This window comes from Streptomyces sp. NPDC007856, assembly GCF_042868225.1.
Classification (GTDB): Bacteria; Actinomycetota; Actinomycetes; order Streptomycetales; family Streptomycetaceae; genus Streptomyces.
Window position 1 is genome coordinate 198,785 of the sequence record NZ_JBIAEC010000001.1, and the last position, 23,193, is coordinate 221,977.

Consider the following 23,193-nt stretch of genomic DNA (forward strand, 5'->3'; position numbering starts at 1 on the left):
ACCTCAAGACCGTCACCCTTGACGCAGTTGCGCGGGGGTCGCAGGAGGCACCGTGCTCACCGCGTTCGCCCGGGCGTTCAGGACGCCCGACCTGCGCAAGAAGCTGCTCTTCACGCTGGCCATCATCGTGGTCTACCGGGTCGGTACCCACATCCCGATCCCCGGCGTCAACTACAAGGCCGTCCAGCAGTGTGTGACCGAGGCCGGGGCCAACCAGGGCCTGTTCGGCCTCGTGAACATGTTCAGCGGCGGTGCGCTGCTGCAGATCACGGTCTTCGCGCTCGGCATCATGCCCTACATCACGGCCAGCATCATCCTTCAGCTGCTGACCGTGGTCATCCCGCGCCTGGAAGCCCTCAAGAAGGAGGGCCAGGCCGGTACGGCGAAGATCACGCAGTACACCCGGTACCTGACGGTGGCGCTCGCCATCCTGCAGGGCACCGGCCTGGTCGCCACCGCCCGCACCGGCCGGCTGTTCAACGGCTGCTCGGTCGCCGCGAGCATCGTCCCGGACCAGGCGATCTTCACGACCATCACGATGGTCGTCTGCATGACCGCCGGCACCTGCGTCGTGATGTGGCTCGGTGAGCTGATCACCGACCGCGGCATCGGCAACGGCATGTCGATCCTGATGTTCATCTCGATCGCCGCGACCTTCCCGTCCGCGCTGTGGGCCATCAAGAAGCAGGGCACCCTGGCCGGCGGCTGGATCGAGTTCGGCACGGTCATCCTGGTCGGCCTGGTCATGGTCGGGCTCGTCGTCTTCGTCGAGCAGGCCCAGCGCCGCATCCCGGTGCAGTACGCGAAGCGCATGATCGGCCGTCGTTCCTACGGTGGTACGTCCACGTACATCCCGCTCAAGGTGAACCAGGCGGGTGTGATTCCGGTCATCTTCGCCTCCTCGCTGCTCTACATCCCGGCGCTCGTGGCGCAGTTCGCGGGGGGCAACTCGGGCTGGAAGAACTGGGTCCAGAACAACCTGACCAAGGGCGACCACCCGATTTACATCACTCTGTACTTCTTGCTCATCGTTTTCTTCGCGTTCTTCTACGTGGCGATCTCCTTCAACCCCGAAGAAGTCGCCGACAACATGAAGAAGTATGGTGGCTTCATCCCGGGCATCCGGGCTGGCCGACCGACCGCTGAGTACCTCAGCTACGTGCTCAACCGGATCACCTGGCCGGGTTCGCTGTATCTGGGTCTGATTGCTCTCGTGCCAACAATGGCGTTGGTCGGGTTCGGGGCGACGAACAACTTCCCGTTCGGCGGAACCAGCATCCTGATCATCGTGGGTGTCGGTCTCGAGACGGTGAAGCAGATCGAGAGCCAGCTCCAGCAGCGCAATTACGAAGGGTTCCTCCGCTGATGCGTATCGTCCTCGTCGGGCCGCCGGGTGCCGGTAAGGGAACGCAAGCCGTCCGCCTCGCCGAGAAGCTGGCCATCCCGCACATCTCCACGGGCGACCTGTTCCGGGCCAACATCAGCCAGCAGACCGAGCTGGGCAAGCTCGCGAAGTCCTACATGGACGCCGGCAACCTCGTCCCCGACGAGGTCACCATCGCCATGGCCAAGGACCGCATGGAGCAGCCGGACGCCGAGAAGGGCTTCCTGCTGGACGGCTTCCCGCGCAATGTGTCGCAGGCCGAGGCGCTGGACCAGCTCCTGGAGACCGAGGGCATCAAGCTGGACGCGGTCCTGGACCTGGAGGTCCCGGAGGACGAGGTCGTCAAGCGGATCGCCGGCCGGCGCGTCTGCCGCAACGAGTCCGCGCACGTCTTCCACGTGACGTACAGCCCGCCGAAGAAGGAGGGCGTGTGCGACGTCTGCGGCGGTGAGCTGTACCAGCGCGACGACGACTCCGAGGACACCGTTCGCAAGCGGCTGGAGGTCTACCACACGCAGACCGAGCCGATCATCGACTACTACAAGGCGCAGGGCCTGGTCGTGACGATCTCCGCCCTGGGTCCCGTGGACGAGATCACGCAGCGGGCCCTGGAGGCCCTCAAGCGCGAGAAGGCCGAGAGCTAAGATCCCGGCTCTTACGGCCGCGGCGCCCTCCCGGGTGCCGCGGCCGTACTGTTGTACAGATACCCCAGCCGATGTGAGTGACGGAGAGCGCAGGCCCCCCATGGTGCAGATCAAGACGCCCGAGCAGATCGCGAAGATGCGTGCGGCGGGCCTGGTCGTCGCCGCCATCCACGCGGCCACCCGCGAGGCCGCGGTGCCCGGCGCCTCCACCAAGGACCTGGACGAGGTCGCCCGCAAGGTTCTCGCCGAGCACGGCGCCAAGTCGAACTTCCTGGGGTACGGCGGCTTCCCCGCCACCATCTGCACGTCCGTGAACGATGTCGTCGTCCACGGCATCCCCTCCGACGAGGTCGTCCTCAAGGACGGCGACATCATCTCCATCGACTGCGGCGCGATCGTCGACGGCTGGCACGGCGACGCGGCCTACACGGCGTTCGTGGGCTCCGGTCACGCTCCGGAGCTGATCGAGCTGTCCCGGGTGACGGAGGAGTCGATGTGGGCCGGCATCGCGGCCATGAGGCAGGGCAACCGCCTGGTCGACGTCTCCAAGGCCATCGAGACGTACATCCGCCGCCAGCCGAAGCCGGGCGGCGGCAAGTACGGGATCATCGAGGACTACGGCGGCCACGGCATCGGCACCGAGATGCACATGGACCCGCATCTGCTGAACTACGTCGACCGCCGCCGCGGCAAGGGCCCCAAGCTGGTGCCCGGGTTCTGCCTCGCGATCGAGCCGATGGTCTCCCTCGGCACCCCGCGCACGGAGGTCCTGTCGGACGACTGGACGGTCATCACGACGGACGGCACCTGGTCCTCGCACTGGGAACACTCGGTCGCCCTGACCGCGGAGGGTCCCCTGGTCCTCACCGCCCCGGACGGCGGCAGGGCCAAGCTGGCGGAGTACGGCATCTCGACCGCCCCGGACCCGCTCGGCTGATGGCGGCCCCGCCCGCAACCGCCGGTCGGTGGCCGGCGTCAAGGAAGGGGCGCGGCAGGGCCAAGCTGGCGGAGTACGGAACACCGCCGCTCCCGATCCGCTCGGTTAGTGATCTCCCGGCTGGGGCAGACTGTCTCGATTCGCCTTTCACGGTGCGCCGACGTAGACTGACTCGTCGGCTCTTGTGCACCCTCATGCCTGCAAGCATGGGACTGCGACCTGAGTCGAACAAGGTAGTCGATTCGAAGGGCGAAGCGTGGCCAAGAAGCAAGGTGCCATCGAGATCGAGGGCACTGTCGTCGAGTCTCTTCCGAACGCGATGTTCAAGGTCGAGCTCCAGAACGGCCACCAGGTCCTGGCACACATCAGCGGCAAGATGCGTATGCACTACATCCGCATCCTCCCTGACGACCGGGTCGTGGTGGAGCTGTCTCCGTACGACCTGACGCGTGGCCGGATCGTCTACCGCTACAAGTAGATCTTGCCCGCATCCCGCTCCCACGGGGTGGTGGCACTGACCCGGAGAACCTCAATCCAATGAAGGTCAAGCCGAGCGTCAAGAAGATCTGCGACAAGTGCAGGGTGATCCGCCGTCACGGTCGGGTCATGGTCATCTGCGAGAACCCGCGCCACAAGCAGCGCCAGGGCTGACGCACGACCTAACCCTCTGCACCTCTATCGCAGAGATTCGCGCGACGCGAGCTGAATATGTTCATACGCAGAACCCGAGCCCACCAGCTCGACACCCCCGGTTCGGAGGCCGGGGACCCAGTTCGTACCTGATACGGCGACTGGGAGCCGGTTCTGCGGAAGACCTCCGAAGATCACCAGGAGCCATTGAATGGCACGCGTTTCCGGTGTTGACATCCCGCGCGAAAAGCGCGTGGAGGTCGCCCTCACCTACGTGTTCGGCATCGGCCGGACCCTCTCGAAGGAGACGCTGGCTGCGACCGGCGTCGACCCGAACACCCGCGTTCGCGACCTCTCCGAGGAGCAGCTCGTCGCGATTCGTGAGTACGTCGACAACAACATCAAGACCGAGGGTGACCTCCGTCGCGAGATCCAGGCCGACATCCGCCGCAAGGTCGAGATCGGCTGCTACCAGGGTCTGCGTCACCGTCGCGGTCTGCCCGTCCGCGGTCAGCGCACCAGCACCAACGCCCGTACCCGCAAGGGCCCGCGTCGCGCCATCGCCGGCAAGAAGAAGCCGGGCAAGAAGTAGTCCGCAGCGGACACCTGTCCACGGTCTTCGCTGTAGGACCGACCACCTCCCGTAGGAGTTAGTAGATGCCCCCCAAGGGTCGTCAGGGCGCTGCCAAGAAGGTGCGCCGCAAGGAAAAGAAGAACGTCGCTCACGGCCACGCGCACATCAAGAGCACGTTCAACAACACGATCGTCTCCATCACGGACCCGTCCGGCAACGTGATCTCCTGGGCCTCCGCCGGCCACGTCGGCTTCAAGGGCTCCCGGAAGTCCACGCCGTTCGCCGCGCAGATGGCCGCCGAGTCGGCCGCCCGCCGCGCCCAGGAGCACGGCATGCGCAAGGTCGACGTGTTCGTCAAGGGCCCGGGCTCCGGTCGTGAGACCGCGATCCGCTCCCTGCAGGCCACGGGCCTCGAGGTCGGCTCCATCCAGGACGTCACCCCGACCCCGCACAACGGCTGCCGTCCGCCGAAGCGCCGCCGCGTCTGACGCCTGGCAGCTTCGTCTGGCTGTGGGTTCCGGGCGGTACGGCTCCGTAAGGGTCGTACCGCCCGTACCCTTGCAGTACCCGCACTTTTCACGGGTGCGGTTTCCGTAGGACGTCAAATAGCGGGCGTCCACGAATGAAGGATCTGATCCACACATGCTGATCGCTCAGCGTCCCTCGTTGACCGAAGAGGTCGTCGACGAGTTCCGCTCCCGGTTCGTGATCGAGCCGCTGGAGCCGGGCTTCGGCTACACCCTCGGCAACTCCCTCCGCCGTACGCTCCTGTCGTCGATCCCCGGCGCTGCTGTCACCAGCATCCGCATCGACGGCGTCCTGCACGAGTTCACCACCGTGCCGGGCGTCAAGGAGGACGTCACCGACCTGATCCTCAACATCAAGCAGCTGGTCGTCTCCTCGGAGCACGACGAGCCGGTCGTGATGTACCTGCGCAAGCAGGGCCCGGGTCTGGTCACCGCCGCCGACATCGCGCCCCCGGCCGGTGTCGAGGTGCACAACCCCGACCTCGTCCTCGCCACGCTCAACGGCAAGGGCAAGCTGGAGATGGAGCTGACGGTCGAGCGCGGCCGCGGCTATGTCTCCGCCGTGCAGAACAAGCAGGTGGGCCAGGAGATCGGGCGTATCCCGGTCGACTCGATCTACTCGCCGGTGCTCAAGGTCACGTACAAGGTCGAGGCCACGCGTGTCGAGCAGCGCACCGACTTCGACAAGCTGATCGTCGACGTCGAGACCAAGCAGGCGATGCGTCCGCGTGACGCCATGGCGTCGGCCGGTAAGACCCTGGTCGAGCTGTTCGGTCTCGCCCGCGAGCTGAACATCGACGCCGAGGGCATCGACATGGGCCCGTCCCCCACGGACGCCGCCCTGGCCGCCGACCTCGCGCTGCCGATCGAGGAGCTGGAGCTCACGGTCCGCTCCTACAACTGCCTCAAGCGCGAGGGCATCCACTCCGTGGGTGAGCTGGTCGCGCGCTCCGAGGCCGACCTCCTCGACATTCGCAACTTCGGTGCGAAGTCCATCGACGAGGTCAAGGCGAAGCTGGCCGGCATGGGCCTGGCCCTCAAGGACAGCCCGCCCGGATTCGACCCCACGGCCGCGGCTGACGCCTTTGGCGCCGACGACGACGCGGACGCGGGTTTCGTGGAGACCGAGCAGTACTGATCGCCACAGCCTCCGGGGTTCGCGTCAGCGGACCCCGGATCTCTGACAGACAACCGTCTGCTCAGATACTGACCCTGGTACCTGACACGGCCGGGGCAGACACACAGGAGAAGAACAATGCCGAAGCCCACCAAGGGTGCCCGTCTGGGCGGCAGCGCCGCGCACGAGAAGCTGCTCCTCGCGAACCTGGCGAAGAGCCTCTTCGAGCACGGCCGTATCACCACCACCGAGGCGAAGGCCCGCCGCCTGCGCCCGTACGCCGAGCGTCTGATCACCAAGGCGAAGAAGGGCGACCTTCACAACCGCCGTCAGGTGCTCCAGGTCATCACGGACAAGGGCATCGTCCACACGCTCTTCACCGAGATCGGCCCGCGGTACGAGAACCGTCCCGGTGGCTACACCCGCATCACCAAGATCGGTAACCGCCGTGGCGACAACGCGCCCATGGCCGTCATCGAGCTGGTCGAGGCGCTGACGGTGCAGCAGAAGGCCGTGGGCGAGGCCGAGGCCGCCACCAAGCGTGCGGTCAAGGAGGCCGAGGAGGCCAAGGTCGAGGAGACCAAGGCCGAGGACGCCGCCGAGACTCCCGCTGAGGAGTCGACGGAGGCCTGAGGCTCCGCCTGAGCTGAGCGGGTCCGCCCTTCACCCGGGCGGGCCCGCTTTCGCGTACCTGAGAGGATCCAAGGGTGAGTGAAGTACAGCCCGGTCATGTCCGCGTCCGCCTCGACGTCTCCTACGACGGCACCGACTTCCACGGCTGGGCCAAGCAGGCCGGCGGCAGGCGGACCGTGCAGGGGGAGATCGAGGACGCGCTGCGGACCGTCACCCGGTCCCGGGAGACCTACGAGCTGACCGTCGCCGGACGCACCGACGCCGGGGTGCACGCGCGGGGACAGGTCGCGCATGTCGATCTGCCCGAGGGGGTCTGGCGGGAGCACCACGAGAAGCTGCTCAAGCGACTCGCCGGACGGTTGCCGAAGGACGTGCGGGTCTGGGCGCTCAGGGATGCGCCGAGCGGCTTCGACGCCCGCTTCGCCGCGATCTGGCGGCGCTACGTGTATCGCGTCACCGACAACCCCGGCGGAGTGGACCCCCTGCTGCGGGGCCACGTCCTCTGGCACGACTGGCCCCTGGACGTCGCCGTCATGGACGCCGCCGCCAAGTCCCTCGTGGGGGAGCACGACTTCGCGGCGTACGCGAAGAAGCGCGAGGGGGCGACGACGATCCGCGAGATCCTCGACTTCGGGGTGCGCCGGTGCGCGGACGGCATCGTGGAGATCGAGGTCCGCGCCGACGCCTTCTGCCACAACCAGGTGCGTTCCATGGTCGGCGCGCTGCTGTTCGTGGGCGACGGCCACCGCGACGTGGAGTGGCCGCGGCGGGTCCTCGACGCGGGCGTCAGGGACAGCGCCGTGCACGTCGTTCGCCCGCACGGGCTGACGCTGGAAGAGGTCGCCTATCCGGCGGACGACCGGCTTCTGGAGAGACAGCGGCAGGCGCGCCGGCTGAGGGTCCGGGCCGACTGACGGATCAGCCGGCCAGGGCCTTCTTCAGGGTCGGCTTGATGAAGGGCACCAGCGACTTGGCGTAGCCCGCCGTCATGTGGCTGGCGTCGAAGTAGACGATCCGGTCGGCGATCACCGTAGGGCAGACGCTGTCCGCGCAGAACGCCGGCAGAGAGTCGAGGACCCGGGCGCCATGGCGTTCGGCGACCTTCTGCTCCACGGCGCGGAGGTCACGGTATTCGACGGCCTTGTCCTCGGTGGGATTGCAGGCGGAGACGTCGTGGATGTGGGTGGCGAGGCAGTCCGGTACGTTCCTGCCGGGCTGCGGGGTGTCCGTGATGTAGACGAGCTGGGCGCCGGAGGCCTCGAAGACCTTGAAGGCCTGCTCGGCACCGGCCTCGGTCACCTCGCGCCGGATGCGGCTGGTGACGACGATGACGTCGGGCTTGAGATCCCCGATGCTCTTGAACGCCGAGGTCCGCCAGCTGTCGCACTCGGAGTACTCGCGGTTCAGCTCGGGGTTCTTGATGGCGTAGACCTCGGGGGAGCAGCCGCCCTTCGCCATGGTCACCACCTTCACGTGCAGCGACTTCCCGAGGGCGTCGAAGGCGTCGCCCCACTGCCAGGCGTGGGAGTCCCCGATGACCACGATCGAGTTCTTGCCCTGCTTGTCGCCGATGACGCAGTTGTCGCGCATGACGAACTTCTTGACGTCGGTGTTGTCTATGCAGCCGTAGTGGGTCATGTCCTTGGGGGAGCCCGGCAGAGCGCTCTGCGCGGTCGCGGAGAGCTCCTTCTGGAGCACGGCCCTCCGCACCGAGGCCTCGCCGGCGTACCCACCCGCGTCCCCGTTGGCGGCGGAGGCCGAGGTGACCAGGTTGAGCGGGATGAACATGGCGCAGGCCGTGGCCGCGGCCGCCCCCGCGGTGGCCGTGCCGCCGGCGAAGATGCCCTTCCAGGGGGTCGTCACCAACTGCGCGTTGTTCCTGAAGCGCAACTCCACGACGTAGTACATGAGGACGGCAAGGATGAACGACAGGGACAGCACCCGGAAGCGGTCCGAGTAGGTGATGTCCCGGCCCACCACGAACGGCCAGAGGATCAGGATCGGCCAGTGCCAGAGGTACCAGCCGTAGCTGACGTTTCCGACGTAGTCGGTCACCGGGTTGTGCAGGATCGTCTCCACGCCGAGGCGGGGATTGGCGCAGCCGCCGGCGATGATCATGCAGGCGCCCAGCACAGGTCCGGCCACCGCGTACCCCGGAAGGGGTGTCTCCTTGGTGATGAGGAGGGCGGTGCCGATCGTGGTGGCCAGTCCCAGCCAGGAGATGACGGCGGCCAGCCCCTGGTTCATGCGGGACAGCAGCGGTGCGCCGAGGGCGAGCAGGATGCCCGAGGCGAGTTCCCAGATACGGGTCTGGGTGCCGAAGTAGGCGAGGGGCTGGTTCTCGGCGGTCTGCTTGACCGACAGGTACAGCGACCCGGCGATCACGGCGGTCAGGAACAGCGCCACCAGGGCGCGGTTGCGGAAGAGCCTGCGGGAGAGCCAGACCGTGACGACGAGGACGATCGGGGCGGCGACGTAGAACTGCTCCTCGATGCCCAGCGACCAGAAGTGCTGGTACGGGGACTGCGTACCGTTATTGGCGAAGTAGTCGGTGCCGGTCTCGACGAGGCGCCAGTTCATGAAGCTGAGCGCCGCGCTGAGGCCGTCCCGCATGGTGTCACGGAACCTGAGCGGGCTGGCGTAGAGCCAGGCCACGATCGCCGTGGTGATGACGACCACGGCCATGCCCGGGGCGAGCCGCCGCATCCGGCGGGCCCAGAACTTGCTCAGGGACACCTTGCCGGTCTTGTCGATCTCGGCCAGGAGCTGGCTGCCGATGAGGAAGCCGCTCAGCACGAAGCTGACGTCCACGCCGCCGTGGATGTCGATGATGCCGCAGTGCATGGTGACGACCATCATGATGGCGACGGCACGCAGGCCCTGAATGTCCGGCCGGTACTTGCGAAGACGCTCGGTCTGTGCGGCCGTTGAGCGATGGCGGGTCACGGTTCTCCAGTAACTGTCCGGGCTGGCCGGCGACTTCAGTGGACCGTCGGGCAGGCGACAGCCGTACCGCTGACGCGCACCCCTTGGGCGGGAATGCGGATGCCGCACGCGAGCCGCAGCTGGGCGGGCAGTTCGTTCTGCGCGCCGACGTGCGAGTGGCAGCCCACCACCACCTCGCGGAGGAACGATTCGCTGCCGATCGACGAGTCGTGGTCGACCACCGACTCGTGGATCTGCGCGCCCTCGGCCACGCTGACGTTCGCGCCGACGATGGACCGGTCGACGACCACGCGCGGGCCGATGACGGCGTGCGGGCCGATCGTCGAGCCGCCCGTGACGCGGGCGGTCGCGTCGACCGTGGCCGTGGGATGGATCAGGGCCTCGGCCGACGGCCCCACCAGCGGCGAGGTCGCCCTGCCGGTGACCAGGTCGGCGGACCCGTGCACGAAGGCGAGCGGGGTGCCGAGGTCACGCCAGTAGTCGTCGGTGACATGGCCGAAGACACGCCCGCCCCCGGCGACCAGCTGCGGGAAGGTCTCCTGCTCGACGGAGACCTCGCGGTCGGCCGGGATGGCGTCCAGGACGGAGCGGCGGAAGACGTAGCAACCGGCGTTGATCTGGTCGGTGACGCATTCCTCGGTCGTCTTGGGCTTCTCCAGGAAGGACAGCACCCGGCCGGTCTCGTCGGTGGGGACGAGACCGAAGGCGCGCGGGTCGGGGACCCTGGTGAGGTGCAGGGTCACGTCGGCGTCGCGGGCCTGGTGCTGCTCGATGACGGCGCGCAGGTCCACGCCGGACAGGATGTCGCCGTTGAGGGTCAGCACCGGCGCGTCGGCCGAGGGGCCGCGCAACAGCCGTGCGGCGTTGCGGATGGCTCCTCCGGTGCCGAGCGGGATCTCCTCGACGGCGTAGGAGATCTCCAGGTCCTGGGAGAAGTCCTTGAACTCCTGCTCGAACAGGTCGGCGAGGTAGGAGGTGGCGAACACGACGTGCTCGACGCCGGCGTCCATCAGCTTGGCGATCTGGTGCCGGATGAAGGAGGAGCCCGCGACGTTGAGCAGCGGTTTCGGAGTGTGGTTCGTCAGGGGGCGCAGTCGGGTTCCCTTGCCGCCCACCAGGATGATGGCTTCTTGCATGATTGCGTCCCTCGGGTCAGCTTGCGGTCTCGTTGCCGGGTCCTGCGTAGCCGGAGCTGAAGCAGGACCTGATGGCCTTCTCGGTGAGGGGGCGTCCGGCGAAGTCCAGCCGGGAGGCGACCTTGTCGTCGGGCTTGGTGTTCGGGTCGTCGTCGAAGTAGACCGACCACCAGTAGACGCCGCTCATATGCCGTTCCTGGACGACCTGGCAGACGGCGGTGTACCAGTTGGCCTGCACCTGGGGGTCGACCGCGCGCTTGGTGTAGAAGTCGCCGGGGGCGTGGTAGGCGCCGTGCATCGCGCCGATGCCCGCCTCGGCGATGGTGATCTTGGGCAGGGGGCCGGTTGCCTTCCTGTCCAGCCACTTGTTCCAGCCGGCGACCAAGGTGGACACCGAGGCGTTGTCGCCGACCTTGACCGGGAAGTAGGCGTCGATGCCGAGATGGGTGACCGGCATGGTCACGGGGCCGGTGACGTATGCGTCCCAGTTGGCGTCGTAGGCGACCTCGCCGCCGAACAGCTTCTCGGCGTCGTTCACGACACCGTCCCAGTGCGGATCGCCCTGCAGGGAGTTCAGTTCGGTGCCGATGACGAAGGTGGTCGCCTTCTCGCTGTCGGCGGCCTTCAGATAGGGGGTCAGGCATCTCTCGTAGGACGTGAACCAGGCATCGCGATCGGCGGGCTTGATGTTGCCGCGCCAGCCGTTCTCCGCGGTCAGGGAGTGCTCGTCCATGAGGGGCCGGACGGTCGTGCGCAGGCCGGCCTCATGGAAGATCCGCAGCACGCGGGCAAGATGCTCGGGCGTCGGTGTCTTGTCACCGGCGCTGATCTTCGTCGACGAGCGGTTCCCGGTGAAGAACGGGAAGGACACGCTGACGGAGTTGGCGTGCAGTCCGACCAGGTAGTTCGCGTGCAGCCGGGCCTGCTTCTCGACATAGGTGAGGGAGTGCCTGGGGTTGTCCTCCCAGTAGAGCTGGGCGCCCCACTGCGGCATGCCCTTCTTCCACTCCTTGTCCACCTTGGCGACCTCGGTGGTCGGTGAGGTGGCCGCGGAGGTCTGGCCGTCACCGCCCTTGGCCGGCCCGGTGGGTTCCTTGCCGTCGAGCACCAGGTGCGGCACGAGCGAGCCCGACGACCACTGCAGCGGGTGGTCGCCGATCACGAAGGGGGCCGCGATCACGAAGGAGATGACGGCGACGGGGAGCACGGCGAGCATGGGCAGGCGTGCGCGCTTCATGGGTGTGTGATCTCTTCCGGGTCAGGCGGGCTTGGCGATGACGACGAACTTGTTCTCCTCGCGGCGGACGAACTTCCACAGGCCCTTGATGCCGCCGAGCCCTTCGATGAGGGAGAAGTAGGGCAGCAGGAGCAGGACGGCCATGGGCTCCCACCACTTGCGCCTGCCGTTCACCGAGGCGATCGCGTTGAGGCGCAGGCCTTCCCAGTACGCCCAGATCACGTAGGCGAAGCTGACCGACCACAACAGGACGACCGACTGGGTCACGGGCGAGGTGTTCATGTCGCCGATGAACCACGCCACGAACAGGATCGTGCCGACGTGCTGCAGCGGGCCGAGGATCCAGCTGGTCACGCAGATGGTCAGGAACCAGCGGTAACGCAGCGGGACCTTGCGGTTGAAACAGAGGGCGACCAGGCCCCAGGCCCAACGCTCGCGCTGCTTGACGAAATCCTTGGTGTTGGCCGGCGAAGCGCCGTAGCAGCGGCCGTTGAACCAGTCGCTGCGGCCCGGGTAGACGCGGCAGAAGGTCAGGGCCAGCCGGGCGTCCTCGACGATCTCCTTGGGGCCGAAGTCCCAGCCGATCTCGGCCTCGATGGAGGCGCGGATGACGAGGAGCTCGCCGTGCACACCGGCGGCCGGGGTGCCGAGGCCGGTGAAGGCGCGGAACCGTGCGATGTCGTCGGCGGGGCGGATGGCGTCGGCGAACCAGGTGAGCAGGCTCACCGCGTTCTCGCGCGGGTAGGTGAGGATGCCCTGCGCCATGTGCTTGACCTCTTCGGGGGTCGCGCGGCGCTGGCGGTTGATGAACTGAGCGAGGGACGCCGAGGTGTCGGGGCCGACACCGGTGTCGTCGTCCATGTGCAGGACCCACACGTTGTCGAGGGCCTCGCCCTCCTCGATGCGCAGCTCGTGGGCGTAGTTGTTCGCGCGGGCCTTGAACCGGGTGCCGTTCTTGGTCTGGTAGGCCTTCGGGACCGTGACCACGCGGATCAGGTGGCTGCTCGCGGCCAGCTCGTCGATCCGCTCGGCGGCCTCGCAGCCCTCCTCGGTGAGGACGTCCACGCGCATGTACGGGAACCATTCCGGCAGGTGTTCCACGTAGGAGAGGACCGAGCGCTCCAGGGCCGGGTAGGTGTCGTGGCGCCCGATGGTGGGCACGAGGACGATCAGGAAGTCCTGCTCGACCAGGGCGGGCGGGGTCATCAGGTGGGCCTTGCGGAGCCGGCGGCGGATGAGCACGAAGCCCTGGATGGAGACGAGCACCCCGGGCACCGGAAGGGCCCAGCAGATGGTGATCAACCAGGCCAGCGGCGAGTGACTGGGTGTGTACGACCACAGGCTGAAGACGGTCAGCAGGACCAGCGGGATCAGGAACGGCAGGATGCCCGGCTTCCATGCGGCGGTACGTTTCGCCAGCTTGGTGCTGTGCCGCGAATGCGACATCCCCCCGTCGACCATTGTCGATGCCATGACGACTGCGGAACTCCCCTGAGATCGGTCGGCGCGTCGAGGCAGCAGATCTCGGCCGTGGTGCGAGGCGCACCACGGCACGTCTACTCAGGGTTCACTGCCCCCCGACGCCTTCTTCGGCGTCTCGGCCACTCGCCGCTCAGATGCCCCCCCAGGCGCCCAAACCACTGGCCGAACAGATACATGATCCTTGCATGTATGTGCGCGGTAAGGAACACGTGTGAAGCGTATGTGTTCAAAATTTAATCAAATGATGCCTTGCGGAGTGACCTCCACTCTTCGGCGGTGATCACTCGGGGCGAGGCGTACGTCCGTTTCACGTCGGCCGCGGTGTTCTTGTGCCGCGGCTCGGACACGTTCTCGTACGTCAGCGCCTGCCCCCACACCGTCCACAGCACCCACGGTGTGCGGGACAGGGGCCGGGGCTGGTGCGCGTTGAGGGGCACGGAGAAGGACTCGGCGACGATCCGGGGCCTGGCGTACTCCTCCAGGCTTCGGTACCAGACCTCGGTCCAGGCGCCGCGCCCGTACGGCCGGGCGGGGCTCCCGCTGTAGTCGTCGACGCCCACGACGTCCACGTACGCGCCGCCCGGGTAGTACGGCCGGGGCGGAGTGCCGTAGGAGCCGTCCCAGGAGTTCGGGGCCCAGACGAAGATCAGGTTGTGCAGGCCCCGGTGGTGCACCAGGTAGTCGTGCGTCAGCCGCCACAGCCTCCGGTACCCGGCCGGGTCCTGCCCCGCCCACCAGAAGCCGTGGCCGGGCTTCGTGTTCATCTCGTGGTACGGCCGCAGCAGCACCGGTACGCCCCGGGCGCCCAGGTAGCCCAGGTGGTTCGCGAGATAGTCCAGGTCGTGCAGCAGGGCCCCGTGCTCGGCGGTGCCCTCGGTGATCACCCGGCCGAACCAGCCGGGATCATCCACGGCGGGCGAGTTGCGGTGCAGGGTCTGCGGGAAGCCCTTGATGGGACTGCCGGGATAGGGCTGGTGGAAGGAGAAGCCGACGATGCCCGCCGGGGCTCCGCCGTTGTGGGGCAGGGCGACCTCCGTGCCGGAGGCGCATTCCGTGTGCGTGCCGGAGGGGCGGTACGAGCCGTCCGCCGGGCGGGGCAGCCCTGCCCACACGCCCACGGCGAGGTCGACGGCGTCCTCCGCGTAGCCCCACATACGGCGGCAGCTCGGCCAGGCCCGCGAGTAGGACCGTGCCTCACCCACCGCCCAGCCCGGCTGCCCGTACCCCGGCCCCAGGTCGAGCTCCACGAAGCCGGGCAGCCGGCCGGTGATGTCCCGGACCTTGCGGTAGTAGTAGCCCGGCTGCTTCGTCCCCCGGTAGTCGCCGTAGTCCACGTTGTACCGCTCGTTGTGCAGCTCCACGTGCTGCCCGATCACCGTCCGGCTGGGGCGACCCCGGCGCGCGTCGTTCTCCAGCCCGGCCAGCAGCGCGTACACCCGGCGCGCGGCGGGGGTGGCATGCGGATCGCGATGCCGCAGATCACCGGGCACGAGCACCGGCGCCCGTCCGTCGCCCCCGGCGGCCCACTCGGACCAGGCCCACACCGCCGCCGGCCCACCCAACGCGACTCCCGCCGCGGCCCCCAACAGCCCGACCCGCCCTCGCATGCGCACAGGGTCACGCGACTTTCAGCAGGAGCGGAGCAGCGACGGCCGGATTGCCTCGGGCGACGCGTTCGAGACCGATACTGCGGCGACCGCCGGCTCGGTCGTCGCGGAGGGTGGCGCCGGGGTTCAGGCCTGCGTCGGCGACCGCGGGTGGAGCGGTGGCGGACCGGGGGAGGGGGCGGTTGGCCGCGGTGCCGTCGTCGCCGTGGCGTGCGGGGGAGACGGCCGCGGCGCCGCTGGTGACGCCTTCGATCAGGCCTGCGTCGGCGACTGCGGGTGGAGCGGTGGTGGACCGGGGGAGGGGGCGGTTGGCCACGATGCCGTCGTCGTGGCGCGCCGGGGAGACGGACACAGCGCCGTCGGTGACGCCGGGGGTGGCGTCGGCCTGGTCGTCGCGGAGGGTGGCGCGGGCGGCGGGGGGAGGGGGCAGGGTGTCGGGGCGGACCGCGCCGGCGCCCCGGGCGGTGTGCGGACCGGTGGCGGTGCCGCCGTCCGCGCCGGCGCCCGTGCGCCCGCTCTCGTCGGTGGTCGGCGCGGTCGTCCGTGGGTGGAGGCTCAAGGTGTGGTGCATGGGCATGGGCCGGTTCCCCCGGGCGTTCGTGGTGGTGGCCGATGTGGGGCGGCCGGTGTGCGGGGGAGAGGCTGACCCGCCCGGGTCAGCCGTTGGCGGCTGCCGACGCCTGGGCCTGGCCGCGGCGGTAGATCTGGTTGAAGACGAACTGCTGCAGGTCGGTGCCGGCCCGGAAGACCGCCGTGTCCTTGTTGGTGACGTTCTTGCCGTTGAGGAAGCCGCCGGTGGTGAAGTAGGCGTAGCGGCCGACGGCGTTCGTGGTCGTCAGGCAGATCGCGGAGTCGCAGAAGTTCTTGACGCCCTTGCCGGGCAGGGAGCGCACCACGGCCTTCTTGGCGGCCTGCTTCCTGACCTGCGTGGCCTGCGCCTGCTCGTCGAAGACGGCGACGCCGACGGTGATCGCGACGCCGCCGTTGGTGTAGGTCGCGCGGATCAGGCGGGTGCAGCCGCCCGCGGTGAGGATCTTCGGCAGGTTGCCGCTGGCGGCGGAGGCGCAGTTCGTGGTGTCGGCCGTCGCGCCCTTCTTGTACACGGTCTCGCCCATGGTCAGCTGGGTGCCGGGGAAGAGGGTGTCGGCGCTGAGCGGGGCGGTGTCCTTCTTGGCGCTGGCTATGAAGTCCCTCGGGTCCAGCGGCGGCGGGGCGCTGGTGGACGCGAAGGATGGCGTGGGGGAGCCGCTGGGCACGGAGGCGCTGGCGGGCAGGCCGGTGGGACCGCCGGAGGCGTCGGTGCCGCTGTTCGCGGAGACGACGGCCATGGCCACGGCGGTGCCGACGGCTACCGTGGCGACGGCGCCGGCGCCGATGAACAACAGTCTGCGGCGCTTGTTGCGGGTCTCCGAGGCCTCGGCGAGCGCCGCCCAGTCCGGGGTCCCGTCGTCACCGCCGCTGTTCCAGGACTGCTGCGAATGCGGTTTCCAGGGATCCCATTGAGACTGGGGTCCCCCCTGCCCGTAACTCATGGGGCGCATCTTAGACGGGGGGCGCGGGTGAGCACGCCGATCGGCCGTTTTGACCCTCGCCGACGACCCCGGTATTCTGCTTGTTCGTTGTGTATTGGCTTGCTCATTCTCACGGGACGGGCCCTTACACCGGTCCACCGGGCCGATGACCAGCGACCCCATGTACGCGGTTTGCGTCGCCGCCGTGCGGTCAAGGCTGTCGTGATCGTTTCGGTGACCTGTTCAGGACCATTCACTCGAAGCGAAGGCTACGAACCGTGCGTACGTACAGCCCCAAGCCCGGCGATGTGACGCGCCAGTGGCACGTCATCGACGCTCAGGACGTTGTCCTGGGCCGTCTCGCCACCACTGCAGCGACCCTTCTCCGGGGCAAGCACAAGCCGATCTACGCGCCGCACGTCGACGCTGGTGACTTCGTCATCATCATCAACGCCGACAAGGTGCACCTGTCCGGTAACAAGCGGACCCAGAAGATGGCGTACCGCCACTCCGGCTACCCGGGTGGTCTGCGCTCCGTCCGTTACGACGAGCTGCTCGACAAGAACCCTGAGAAGGCCATCGAGAAGGCCGTCAAGGGCATGCTCCCGAAGAACACCCTCGGCCGTCAGATGCTGTCGAAGCTGAAGGTCTACAAGGGTGACCAGCACCCGCACGCTGCCCAGCAGCCGGTGCCGTTCGAGATCACCCAGGTCGCGCAGTAAGTCCGGCCACCCCCTAAGACTGAACAGAATCTGAGGAGAATCGTGGCCGAGACCACTGCCGAGCAGCCGCTCGAAGAGCTTGACATCGACAGCTACACCACCGAGTCCGAGGTCCCCGTCGAGGGCGAGTACACCTCGGAGTCCCTGGCCTCCCGCTTCGGCGAGCCCCAGCCGGCCGCCGGCCTGGGCCGCCGCAAGAACGCCATCGCCCGCGTCCGGATCGTCCCGGGCACCGGCAAGTGGAAGATCAACGGTCGCACCCTCGAGGACTACTTCCCGAACAAGGTGCACCAGCAGGAAGTCAACGAGCCCTTCAAGGTGCTCGAGCTGGAAGGCCGTTACGACGTCATCGCCCGCATCGCGGGTGGCGGTGTCTCCGGTCAGGCCGGTGCCCTGCGCCTCGGTGTCGCCCGCGCCCTGAACGAGGCCGACGTCGACAACAACCGCGGCCCGCTGAAGAAGGCCGGCTTCCTGCGCCGCGACGACCGCGCGGTCGAGCGGAAGAAGGCCGGTCTGAAGAAGGCCCGCAAGGCTCCGCAGTACAGCAAGCGCTAAGCGTCGCCTGCTCGTACTCCGAACGCCCCGGCGGCACGCCACTTGTGCCGTCGGGGCGTTCGTTTATCCCAGGCAAGGGCGTATAACGACACGGGACGCTCAGCCGCTCAACGGCTCGTGTGATCGCAGTTTCCTCAGGAGGACAAGTGGGACGACTCTTCGGCACGGACGGCGTGCGCGGTGTTGCCAACGCGGACCTGACGGCCGAGATGGCGCTCGGCCTGTCCGTTGCGGCGGCCCACGTGCTGGCCGAGGCGGGCACCTTCGAGGGCCACAAGCCGACGGCGGTGGTCGGTCGGGACCCGCGGGCGTCCGGGGAGTTCCTGGAGGCGGCCGTGGTCGCGGGCCTGGCCAGCGCCGGCGTGGACGTGCTGCGCGTCGGCGTGCTGCCGACGCCCGCGGTGGCGCATCTGACCGGCGCCCTCGGCGCCGACCTCGGCGTGATGCTCTCCGCCAGCCACAACGCGATGCCGGACAACGGCATCAAGTTCTTCGCCCGCGGCGGCCACAAACTCGCCGACGAGCTGGAGGACCGGATCGAGGCGGTGTACGACTCCCACCGGCACGGCGAGCCGTGGGAGCGGCCGACGGGCGCGGGCGTGGGCCGGGTGCGGTTCTACGACGAGGGCTTCGAGCAGTACGTCGGCCATCTGCTGTCCGTCCTCCCGAACCGGCTCGACGGACTGAAGATCGTCCTGGACGAAGCGCACGGCGCGGCCTCGGGGGTCTCGCCGGAGGCGTTCTCCCGGGCGGGCGCCGAGGTCGTCACGATCGGCGCCGAGCCGGACGGTCTGAACATCAACGACGGCTGCGGCTCGACCCACTTGGACCACCTCAAGGCCGCGGTGGTCGAGCACGGCGCCGACTTCGGCATCGCGCACGACGGCGACGCCGACCGGTGTCTGGCCGTGGACCACACCGGCGAGGAGGTCGACGGCGACCAGATCCTCGCCGTGCTGGCGCTGGCCATGCGGGAGCGCTCCGCGCTGCGGGCCGGCACGGTCGTCGCCACCGTGATGTCCAACCTGGGCTTCAAGCTGGCGATGGAGAAGGCCGGGATAAACCTGGTGCAGACCGCCGTCGGCGACCGGTATGTCCTGGAGGAGATGAAGGAGCACGGGTACGCGCTCGGCGGCGAGCAGTCCGGGCACGTCATCATCCTCGACCACTCGACCACCGGCGACGGCACGCTGACCGGGCTGCTGCTGGCGGCGCGGGTCGCCGAGACCGGCCGCTCGCTGCGGGAGCTGGCGTCCGTGATGGAGCGGCTGCCGCAGGTGCTGATCAATGTGCCGGACGTGGACAAGTCGCGGGTGCGGACGTCGGCGGAGCTCGCTGCCGCGGTGACCGAGGCCGAGCGCGAACTCGGTGAGACGGGACGGGTGTTGCTGCGGCCTTCCGGAACCGAGCCGCTGGTGCGGGTGATGGTCGAGGCCGCGGACATCGACCAGGCCCGGTCCGTCGCCGGGCGGTTGGCCGACGCCGTGAAGTCGGCGCTGGGCTGACCCGGGGCCGCCCGGAGTGACAAAGGGTGCATACCTGGTCACTGATTGCAGGGCGGCCCGCGCCTACAGCTTGCGCAGCCTCAGCCGCTGCACCTTGTGGTCCGGGCCCTTGCGGACCACAAGGGTGGCCCGGCCGCGGGTGGGGGCGATGTTCTCCACCAGGTTGGGCTTGTTGATCGTCCGCCACAGGGTGCGGGCGTAGTCGAGGGCCTCCTCCTCGGAGACCTGGGTGTACTTGCGGAAGTACGAGTCGGGGTCCTGGAAGGCCGTCTGGCGCAGCTTCTTGAAGCGGTTGAGGTACCAGCGCTCGATGTCCTCGGCGCTCGCGTCGACGTACACGCTGAAGTCGAAGTAGTCGGCGAGGCCGACCCGGGTACGGCCGTCCTTGCCGGGCAGGGCGGGCTGCAGGACGTTCAGGCCCTCGACGATCAGGATGTCGGGGCGGCGGACCGTGAGTCTCTGGTCCGGGACGATGTCGTAGATGAGGTGGGAGTAGACGGGGGCGGTGACCTCGTCCTTGCCCGCCTTGATGTCGGCGACGAAACGGGTCAGGGCGCGGCGGTCGTACGACTCGGGGAATCCTTTCCGCGACATCAGGCCGCGCGCCTCCAGCTCCCGGGTGGGCAGCAGGAAGCCGTCCGTGGTGACCAGCTCTACGCGCGGGTGCTCGGGCCAGCGGGAGAGCAGGGCCTGCAGAAGGCGGGAGACGGTGGACTTGCCGCAGGCCACCGAGCCGGCGACGCCTATGACGAACGGGGTGCCGGACTGGGAGCCCTGCTCGCCGAGGAAGGTGTTCAGCGCCCCTCTGAGTCCGTCCGTGGCGCCGACGTAGAGGTTGAGCAGCCGGGAGAGCGGGAGGTAGATGTCCCGCACCTCGTCCAGGTCGATCACATCGCCCAGACCGCGCAGCTTCTCCACCTCCTCGGCGGTGAGCGGCAGCGGCGTCTTGTCGCGCAGCGCGCTCCACTCGGCGCGGGTGAGGTCGACGTAGGGAGTCGCCTCCGGCCTGTGCCGGTGGGCGCTCCGGGGCATCGAGGAGACCGGTGAGATCACAGTCCATTGTTAACGGAGTTTGAACGAGGCGGCGGGTGGGGTGTGTCACGCCCGCGCGACCGACCGGGTCGGGGTGTAGTCGGTGCTGACCTCCGCTTCCGGCGTCCGCGCGGACCGGCGGGTCGGAAACGGCCTTCGTACGGCGGTGGGAATTTCCGATTTCGGGCAGGCGGAGGCCAGTTCGGGCCGTTCCCGGGTCGTAGGCTGCGGCCCATGTGCGGAATCGTTGGATACGTAGGGTCACAGTCGGCGCTCGATGTCGTGATGGCCGGGCTGAAGCGGCTGGAGTACCGGGGTTACGACTCGGCGGGTGTCGCCGTGCTGGCCGACGGTGGGCTGGCCGCGGCGAAGAAGGCCGGGAAGCTGGTCAATCTGGAGAAGGAACTGGTCGAACGGCCGCTGCCGACGGGCGTGACGGGCATCGGCCACACCCGCTGGGCCACGCACGGCGGTCCGACGGACGCCAATGCCCACCCGCATCTCGACAACGCGGGGCGTGTCGCCGTCGTCCACAACGGCATCATCGAGAACTTCGCGGTGCTGCGGGCCGAACTCGCCGAGCGCGGCCACGAACTGACGTCCGAGACGGACACCGAGGTCGTCGCCCACCTGCTAGCCGAGGAGTTCTCCGCCTGCGCGAACCTCGCGGAGGCCATGCGGCTGGTGTGCCGGCGGCTGGAGGGCGCGTTCACCCTGGTCGCGGTGCACGCCGACGAGCCGGACGTGGTCGTCGGCGCGCGCCGGAACTCGCCGCTGGTGGTGGGCGTTGGAGAGGGTGAGGCGTTCCTGGCCTCGGACGTCGCCGCGTTCATCGCCCACACGCGCTCCGCGATCGAGCTGGGCCAGGACCAGGTGGTGGAGCTGCGCCGCGACGGCGTGACGGTGACGGGCTTCGACGGCCGCCCGGCCGAGGTCCGCAGCTACCACGTGGACTGGGACGCCTCCGCCGCGGAAAAGGGGGGGTATGACTACTTCATGCTCAAGGAGATCGCCGAGCAGCCCAAGGCGGTCGCCGACACGCTGCTGGGCCGTATCGACCCGTCGGGTTCGCTGACGCTGGACGAGGTCCGTATCTCGCCCTCAGAGCTGCGCGAGATCGACAAGGTCGTCATCGTCGCGTGCGGTACGGCCTTTCACGCCGGCCTGATCGCCAAGTACGCCATCGAGCACTGGACGCGCATCCCCTGCGAGGTGGAGCTGGCCAGCGAGTTCCGGTACCGGGACCCGATCCTGGACGGCCGCTCCCTGGTCATCGCCATCTCCCAGTCCGGCGAGACCATGGACACCCTGATGGCGCTGCGGCACGCCCGCGAGCAGGGCTCCAAGGTGCTGGCGATCTGCAACACCAACGGCTCGACGATCCCGCGCGAGTCGGACGCGGTGCTGTACACGCACGCCGGGCCGGAGGTCGCCGTCGCCTCCACGAAGGCGTTCCTGACCCAGCTGGTGGCCTGCTACCTGGTGGCGCTGTATCTGGGCCAGGTGCGCGGCACCAAGTGGGGCGACGAGATCCAGGCCGTGATCAAGGACCTGTCCCGGATCTCGGTGGAGGTCGAGCGGGTCCTGGAGACGATGCAGCCGGTGCGCGAGCTGGCCCGGAGCCTGGCGTCGAAGAACACGGTGCTGTTCCTGGGCCGGCACGTGGGCTACCCGGTCGCCCTCGAAGGCGCCCTGAAGCTCAAGGAACTCGCCTACATGCACGCCGAGGGCTTCGCGGCGGGCGAGCTGAAGCACGGTCCGATCGCGCTGATCGAGGAGGACGTGCCGGTCGTGGTCGTCGTCCCCTCCCCGCGCGGCCGCTCGGTCCTGCACGACAAGATCGTCTCCAACATCCAGGAGATCCGGGCGCGGGGGGCGCGCACGATCGTCATCGCCGAGGAGGGCGACGAGGCGGTGGTCCCGTACGCCGACCACCTGATCCGCATCCCGGCCACCCCGACCCTGCTCCAGCCGCTGGTGGCGACGGTGCCGCTGCAGGTCTTCGCGTGCGAGTTGGCCACCGCCAGGGGGAACGAGGTGGATCAGCCGCGGAATCTGGCGAAGTCGGTCACGGTGGAGTAGCTACTCGTTGCTCGCGCAGTTCCCCGCGCCCCCCAGGGGGTGCGGGGCTGTCGGCTTCGGGGCGTTGCTCAATGGACCGACAGGCCGCCGTCGATGAAGATCGACTGGCCTGTGACGTAGGCGGAGGCCTGGCTTGCGAGGAAGACGGCCGCGCCCTCGAAGTCCTCGGCGAGGCCGTTGCGGCCGGTCATCGTGCGGGCGGCCAGGGCGGCCACCTGCCCCGGGTCGGACGACAGCCGCCGGTTGAGGGCGGTCATCACGAACCCCGGCACCAGGGTGTTGACGGTGACGCCGTACGGCGACCAGGCCTCGGCCTGCGAGCGGGCCAGCGACTCCAGCGCCCCCTTGGAGACGCCGTACGCCCCGCTCTGCACGAAGGCGCGGTGGGCCTGCTGCGAGGTGATGTGGATGATCCGGCCGAAGCCGCGCTCCGCCATGCCGGGCCCGAACCGCTGCCCCAGCAGGAAGGGCGCCTCCAGGTTCACGGCCATGGTGGTGTCCCACACGTCCTCGCCCAGCTCACCCATCGGCGGCCGCAGGTTGATCCCGGCGGAGTTGACGAGGATGTCCGGCTCACCGAAGACACCGGCCGCCTCCTCGGCCGCCGCACGCACACCGTCACGGGTGCCCAGGTCCGCCGAGACCCAGGCGGCCCGGCAGCCGTCGGCCGTCAACTCCGCGACGGTTTCCTCCAGTTGCTCCTTGGTGCGGGCCACGACCACCACGCTCGCGCCGGCCCGCGCCAGCGCCCCGGCGATGGCCCGGCCGATGCCTGAACTGCCTCCGGTCACCACGGCGACACGGCCGTCCAGCGAGAAGAGTCGGGAGAGATGGGCCTGGGTCGTCATGGACGGAGCGTAGACGGCACGCGCCCGGCGCGGCAGTTGGATTTCGCCAGGTGGGCGGGTGCCGCCGGGTCCGCGATCGTAGGC

Annotated in this window: 23 protein-coding genes; 14 read left to right on the forward strand and 9 right to left on the reverse strand. The window is 68.8% G+C overall.

Features of this window, described 5'->3' with window-relative positions; translation table 11 throughout:
• The first annotated feature begins 52 nt into the window (after positions 1-52).
• From secY to truA, 10 genes are all read left to right on the forward strand, one after another.
• On the forward strand, positions 53-1,366 hold the full coding sequence (gene secY / locus ACFYOH_RS01055; RefSeq protein ID WP_388619634.1) for a preprotein translocase subunit SecY: 1,314 nt from the start codon (positions 53-55) through the stop codon (positions 1,364-1,366).
• Positions 1,366-2,028, forward strand: coding sequence for an adenylate kinase (locus ACFYOH_RS01060; protein WP_388619636.1), 663 nt, complete (start codon positions 1,366-1,368; stop codon positions 2,026-2,028). Before secY ends, ACFYOH_RS01060 begins: the two co-directional genes overlap by 1 nt.
• Before the next feature lie 100 nt (positions 2,029-2,128).
• Positions 2,129-2,965: a type I methionyl aminopeptidase gene (gene map / locus ACFYOH_RS01065; RefSeq protein ID WP_388621019.1), complete on the forward strand. Its 837-nt coding sequence runs from the start codon at positions 2,129-2,131 to the stop codon at positions 2,963-2,965.
• Positions 2,966-3,221: 256 nt separating this feature from the next.
• Complete coding sequence (gene infA, locus ACFYOH_RS01070) at positions 3,222-3,443, forward strand: translation initiation factor IF-1 (RefSeq protein ID WP_003948620.1); 222 nt, start codon at positions 3,222-3,224, stop codon at positions 3,441-3,443.
• 59 nt (positions 3,444-3,502) lie between these two features.
• The gene (gene rpmJ, locus ACFYOH_RS01075; protein ID WP_003998809.1) at positions 3,503-3,616 is read left to right on the forward strand and encodes a 50S ribosomal protein L36; all 114 of its coding nucleotides are present in this window, start codon (positions 3,503-3,505) and stop codon (positions 3,614-3,616) included.
• 190 nt (positions 3,617-3,806) lie between these two features.
• Positions 3,807-4,187: a 30S ribosomal protein S13 gene (rpsM, locus tag ACFYOH_RS01080; RefSeq protein ID WP_009300593.1), complete on the forward strand. Its 381-nt coding sequence runs from the start codon at positions 3,807-3,809 to the stop codon at positions 4,185-4,187.
• 65 nt (positions 4,188-4,252) lie between these two features.
• Positions 4,253-4,657 (forward strand): 30S ribosomal protein S11, encoded by a 405-nt coding sequence (gene rpsK / locus ACFYOH_RS01085; RefSeq protein WP_003956432.1) that lies wholly within the window; start codon positions 4,253-4,255, stop codon positions 4,655-4,657.
• A gap of 154 nt (positions 4,658-4,811) precedes the next feature.
• Positions 4,812-5,834: a DNA-directed RNA polymerase subunit alpha gene (locus ACFYOH_RS01090; protein WP_003966937.1), complete on the forward strand. Its 1,023-nt coding sequence runs from the start codon at positions 4,812-4,814 to the stop codon at positions 5,832-5,834.
• A 117-nt stretch (positions 5,835-5,951) separates the two neighbouring features.
• Positions 5,952-6,446, forward strand: coding sequence for a 50S ribosomal protein L17 (gene rplQ / locus ACFYOH_RS01095; RefSeq protein ID WP_388619640.1), 495 nt, complete (start codon positions 5,952-5,954; stop codon positions 6,444-6,446).
• A 74-nt stretch (positions 6,447-6,520) separates the two neighbouring features.
• Positions 6,521-7,360, forward strand: coding sequence for a tRNA pseudouridine(38-40) synthase TruA (truA, locus tag ACFYOH_RS01100; protein ID WP_388619642.1), 840 nt, complete (start codon positions 6,521-6,523; stop codon positions 7,358-7,360).
• Between the two features lie 4 nt (positions 7,361-7,364).
• Here truA and ACFYOH_RS01105 read toward each other — a convergent pair whose 3' ends face one another.
• The 7 genes from ACFYOH_RS01105 to ACFYOH_RS01135 form a co-directional block, all read right to left on the reverse strand.
• Entirely contained in the window at positions 7,365-9,392 is a 2,028-nt protein-coding gene (locus tag ACFYOH_RS01105) for an acyltransferase family protein (protein ID WP_388619645.1), read from the reverse strand.
• A gap of 35 nt (positions 9,393-9,427) precedes the next feature.
• On the reverse strand, positions 9,428-10,528 hold the full coding sequence (locus ACFYOH_RS01110; protein WP_388619647.1) for a sugar phosphate nucleotidyltransferase: 1,101 nt from the start codon (positions 10,526-10,528) through the stop codon (positions 9,428-9,430).
• A 16-nt stretch (positions 10,529-10,544) separates the two neighbouring features.
• On the reverse strand, positions 10,545-11,765 hold the full coding sequence (locus ACFYOH_RS01115; protein WP_388619649.1) for a glycoside hydrolase family 113: 1,221 nt from the start codon (positions 11,763-11,765) through the stop codon (positions 10,545-10,547).
• 21 nt (positions 11,766-11,786) lie between these two features.
• Positions 11,787-13,238, reverse strand: a complete 1,452-nt coding sequence (locus ACFYOH_RS01120) for a glycosyltransferase family 2 protein (protein WP_388619652.1) — start codon at positions 13,236-13,238, stop codon at positions 11,787-11,789.
• 242 nt (positions 13,239-13,480) lie between these two features.
• Positions 13,481-14,854, reverse strand: a complete 1,374-nt coding sequence (locus tag ACFYOH_RS01125; protein WP_388619654.1) for a glycoside hydrolase family 26 protein — start codon at positions 14,852-14,854, stop codon at positions 13,481-13,483.
• Between the two features lie 10 nt (positions 14,855-14,864).
• On the reverse strand, positions 14,865-15,431 hold the full coding sequence (locus ACFYOH_RS01130; protein ID WP_388619657.1) for a hypothetical protein: 567 nt from the start codon (positions 15,429-15,431) through the stop codon (positions 14,865-14,867).
• Between the two features lie 79 nt (positions 15,432-15,510).
• The gene (locus ACFYOH_RS01135; protein WP_388619659.1) at positions 15,511-16,386 is read right to left on the reverse strand and encodes a hypothetical protein; all 876 of its coding nucleotides are present in this window, start codon (positions 16,384-16,386) and stop codon (positions 15,511-15,513) included.
• Between the two features lie 257 nt (positions 16,387-16,643).
• On the opposite strand from ACFYOH_RS01135, the gene rplM reads away from it, so the two are divergent.
• The 3 genes from rplM to glmM all read left to right on the forward strand — a co-directional run bounded on the left by rplM (position 16,644) and on the right by glmM (position 19,147).
• Positions 16,644-17,087, forward strand: coding sequence for a 50S ribosomal protein L13 (gene rplM, locus ACFYOH_RS01140; protein WP_030345455.1), 444 nt, complete (start codon positions 16,644-16,646; stop codon positions 17,085-17,087).
• A 42-nt stretch (positions 17,088-17,129) separates the two neighbouring features.
• Positions 17,130-17,642 (forward strand): 30S ribosomal protein S9, encoded by a 513-nt coding sequence (gene rpsI / locus ACFYOH_RS01145; protein WP_003998795.1) that lies wholly within the window; start codon positions 17,130-17,132, stop codon positions 17,640-17,642.
• A gap of 146 nt (positions 17,643-17,788) precedes the next feature.
• Positions 17,789-19,147 (forward strand): phosphoglucosamine mutase, encoded by a 1,359-nt coding sequence (glmM, locus tag ACFYOH_RS01150; RefSeq protein WP_388619662.1) that lies wholly within the window; start codon positions 17,789-17,791, stop codon positions 19,145-19,147.
• Positions 19,148-19,210: 63 nt separating this feature from the next.
• Here glmM and coaA read toward each other — a convergent pair whose 3' ends face one another.
• Positions 19,211-20,179 carry a type I pantothenate kinase gene (coaA, locus tag ACFYOH_RS01155; protein ID WP_388621021.1) on the reverse strand — a complete coding sequence of 323 codons (969 nt, stop codon included), beginning with the start codon at positions 20,177-20,179 and terminating at the stop codon, positions 19,211-19,213.
• A gap of 234 nt (positions 20,180-20,413) precedes the next feature.
• Between coaA and glmS the strand changes: the two genes are divergently transcribed.
• Entirely contained in the window at positions 20,414-22,261 is a 1,848-nt protein-coding gene (gene glmS, locus ACFYOH_RS01160; RefSeq protein ID WP_388619665.1) for a glutamine--fructose-6-phosphate transaminase (isomerizing), read from the forward strand.
• 68 nt (positions 22,262-22,329) lie between these two features.
• On the opposite strand, the gene ACFYOH_RS01165 is transcribed toward glmS, so the two are convergent.
• Complete coding sequence (locus ACFYOH_RS01165; protein WP_388619666.1) at positions 22,330-23,109, reverse strand: SDR family NAD(P)-dependent oxidoreductase; 780 nt, start codon at positions 23,107-23,109, stop codon at positions 22,330-22,332.
• Positions 23,110-23,193: the final 84 nt, after the last annotated feature.

What these genes read in the sequence shown, in the direction of transcription:
- rpmJ (WP_003998809.1), top strand. Translation starts at nt 3,503, where the DNA reads ATGAAGGTCAAGCCGAGCGTCAAGAAGATCTGCGACAAGTGCAGGGTG.
- ACFYOH_RS01125 (WP_388619654.1), bottom strand. Translation starts at nt 14,854, where the DNA reads ATGCGAGGGCGGGTCGGGCTGTTGGGGGCCGCGGCGGGAGTCGCGTTG.
- map (WP_388621019.1), top strand. Translation starts at nt 2,129, where the DNA reads ATGGTGCAGATCAAGACGCCCGAGCAGATCGCGAAGATGCGTGCGGCG.
- ACFYOH_RS01165 (WP_388619666.1), bottom strand. Translation starts at nt 23,109, where the DNA reads ATGACGACCCAGGCCCATCTCTCCCGACTCTTCTCGCTGGACGGCCGT.
- ACFYOH_RS01130 (WP_388619657.1), bottom strand. Translation starts at nt 15,431, where the DNA reads ATGCCCATGCACCACACCTTGAGCCTCCACCCACGGACGACCGCGCCG.
- coaA (WP_388621021.1), bottom strand. Translation starts at nt 20,179, where the DNA reads ATGCCCCGGAGCGCCCACCGGCACAGGCCGGAGGCGACTCCCTACGTC.
- ACFYOH_RS01110 (WP_388619647.1), bottom strand. Translation starts at nt 10,528, where the DNA reads ATGCAAGAAGCCATCATCCTGGTGGGCGGCAAGGGAACCCGACTGCGC.
- rplQ (WP_388619640.1), top strand. Translation starts at nt 5,952, where the DNA reads ATGCCGAAGCCCACCAAGGGTGCCCGTCTGGGCGGCAGCGCCGCGCAC.
- ACFYOH_RS01115 (WP_388619649.1), bottom strand. Translation starts at nt 11,765, where the DNA reads ATGAAGCGCGCACGCCTGCCCATGCTCGCCGTGCTCCCCGTCGCCGTC.
- rpsK (WP_003956432.1), top strand. Translation starts at nt 4,253, where the DNA reads ATGCCCCCCAAGGGTCGTCAGGGCGCTGCCAAGAAGGTGCGCCGCAAG.
- ACFYOH_RS01120 (WP_388619652.1), bottom strand. Translation starts at nt 13,238, where the DNA reads ATGGCATCGACAATGGTCGACGGGGGGATGTCGCATTCGCGGCACAGC.
- ACFYOH_RS01090 (WP_003966937.1), top strand. Translation starts at nt 4,812, where the DNA reads ATGCTGATCGCTCAGCGTCCCTCGTTGACCGAAGAGGTCGTCGACGAG.
- rpsM (WP_009300593.1), top strand. Translation starts at nt 3,807, where the DNA reads ATGGCACGCGTTTCCGGTGTTGACATCCCGCGCGAAAAGCGCGTGGAG.
- ACFYOH_RS01135 (WP_388619659.1), bottom strand. Translation starts at nt 16,386, where the DNA reads ATGAGTTACGGGCAGGGGGGACCCCAGTCTCAATGGGATCCCTGGAAA.
- glmS (WP_388619665.1), top strand. Translation starts at nt 20,414, where the DNA reads ATGTGCGGAATCGTTGGATACGTAGGGTCACAGTCGGCGCTCGATGTC.
- ACFYOH_RS01060 (WP_388619636.1), top strand. Translation starts at nt 1,366, where the DNA reads ATGCGTATCGTCCTCGTCGGGCCGCCGGGTGCCGGTAAGGGAACGCAA.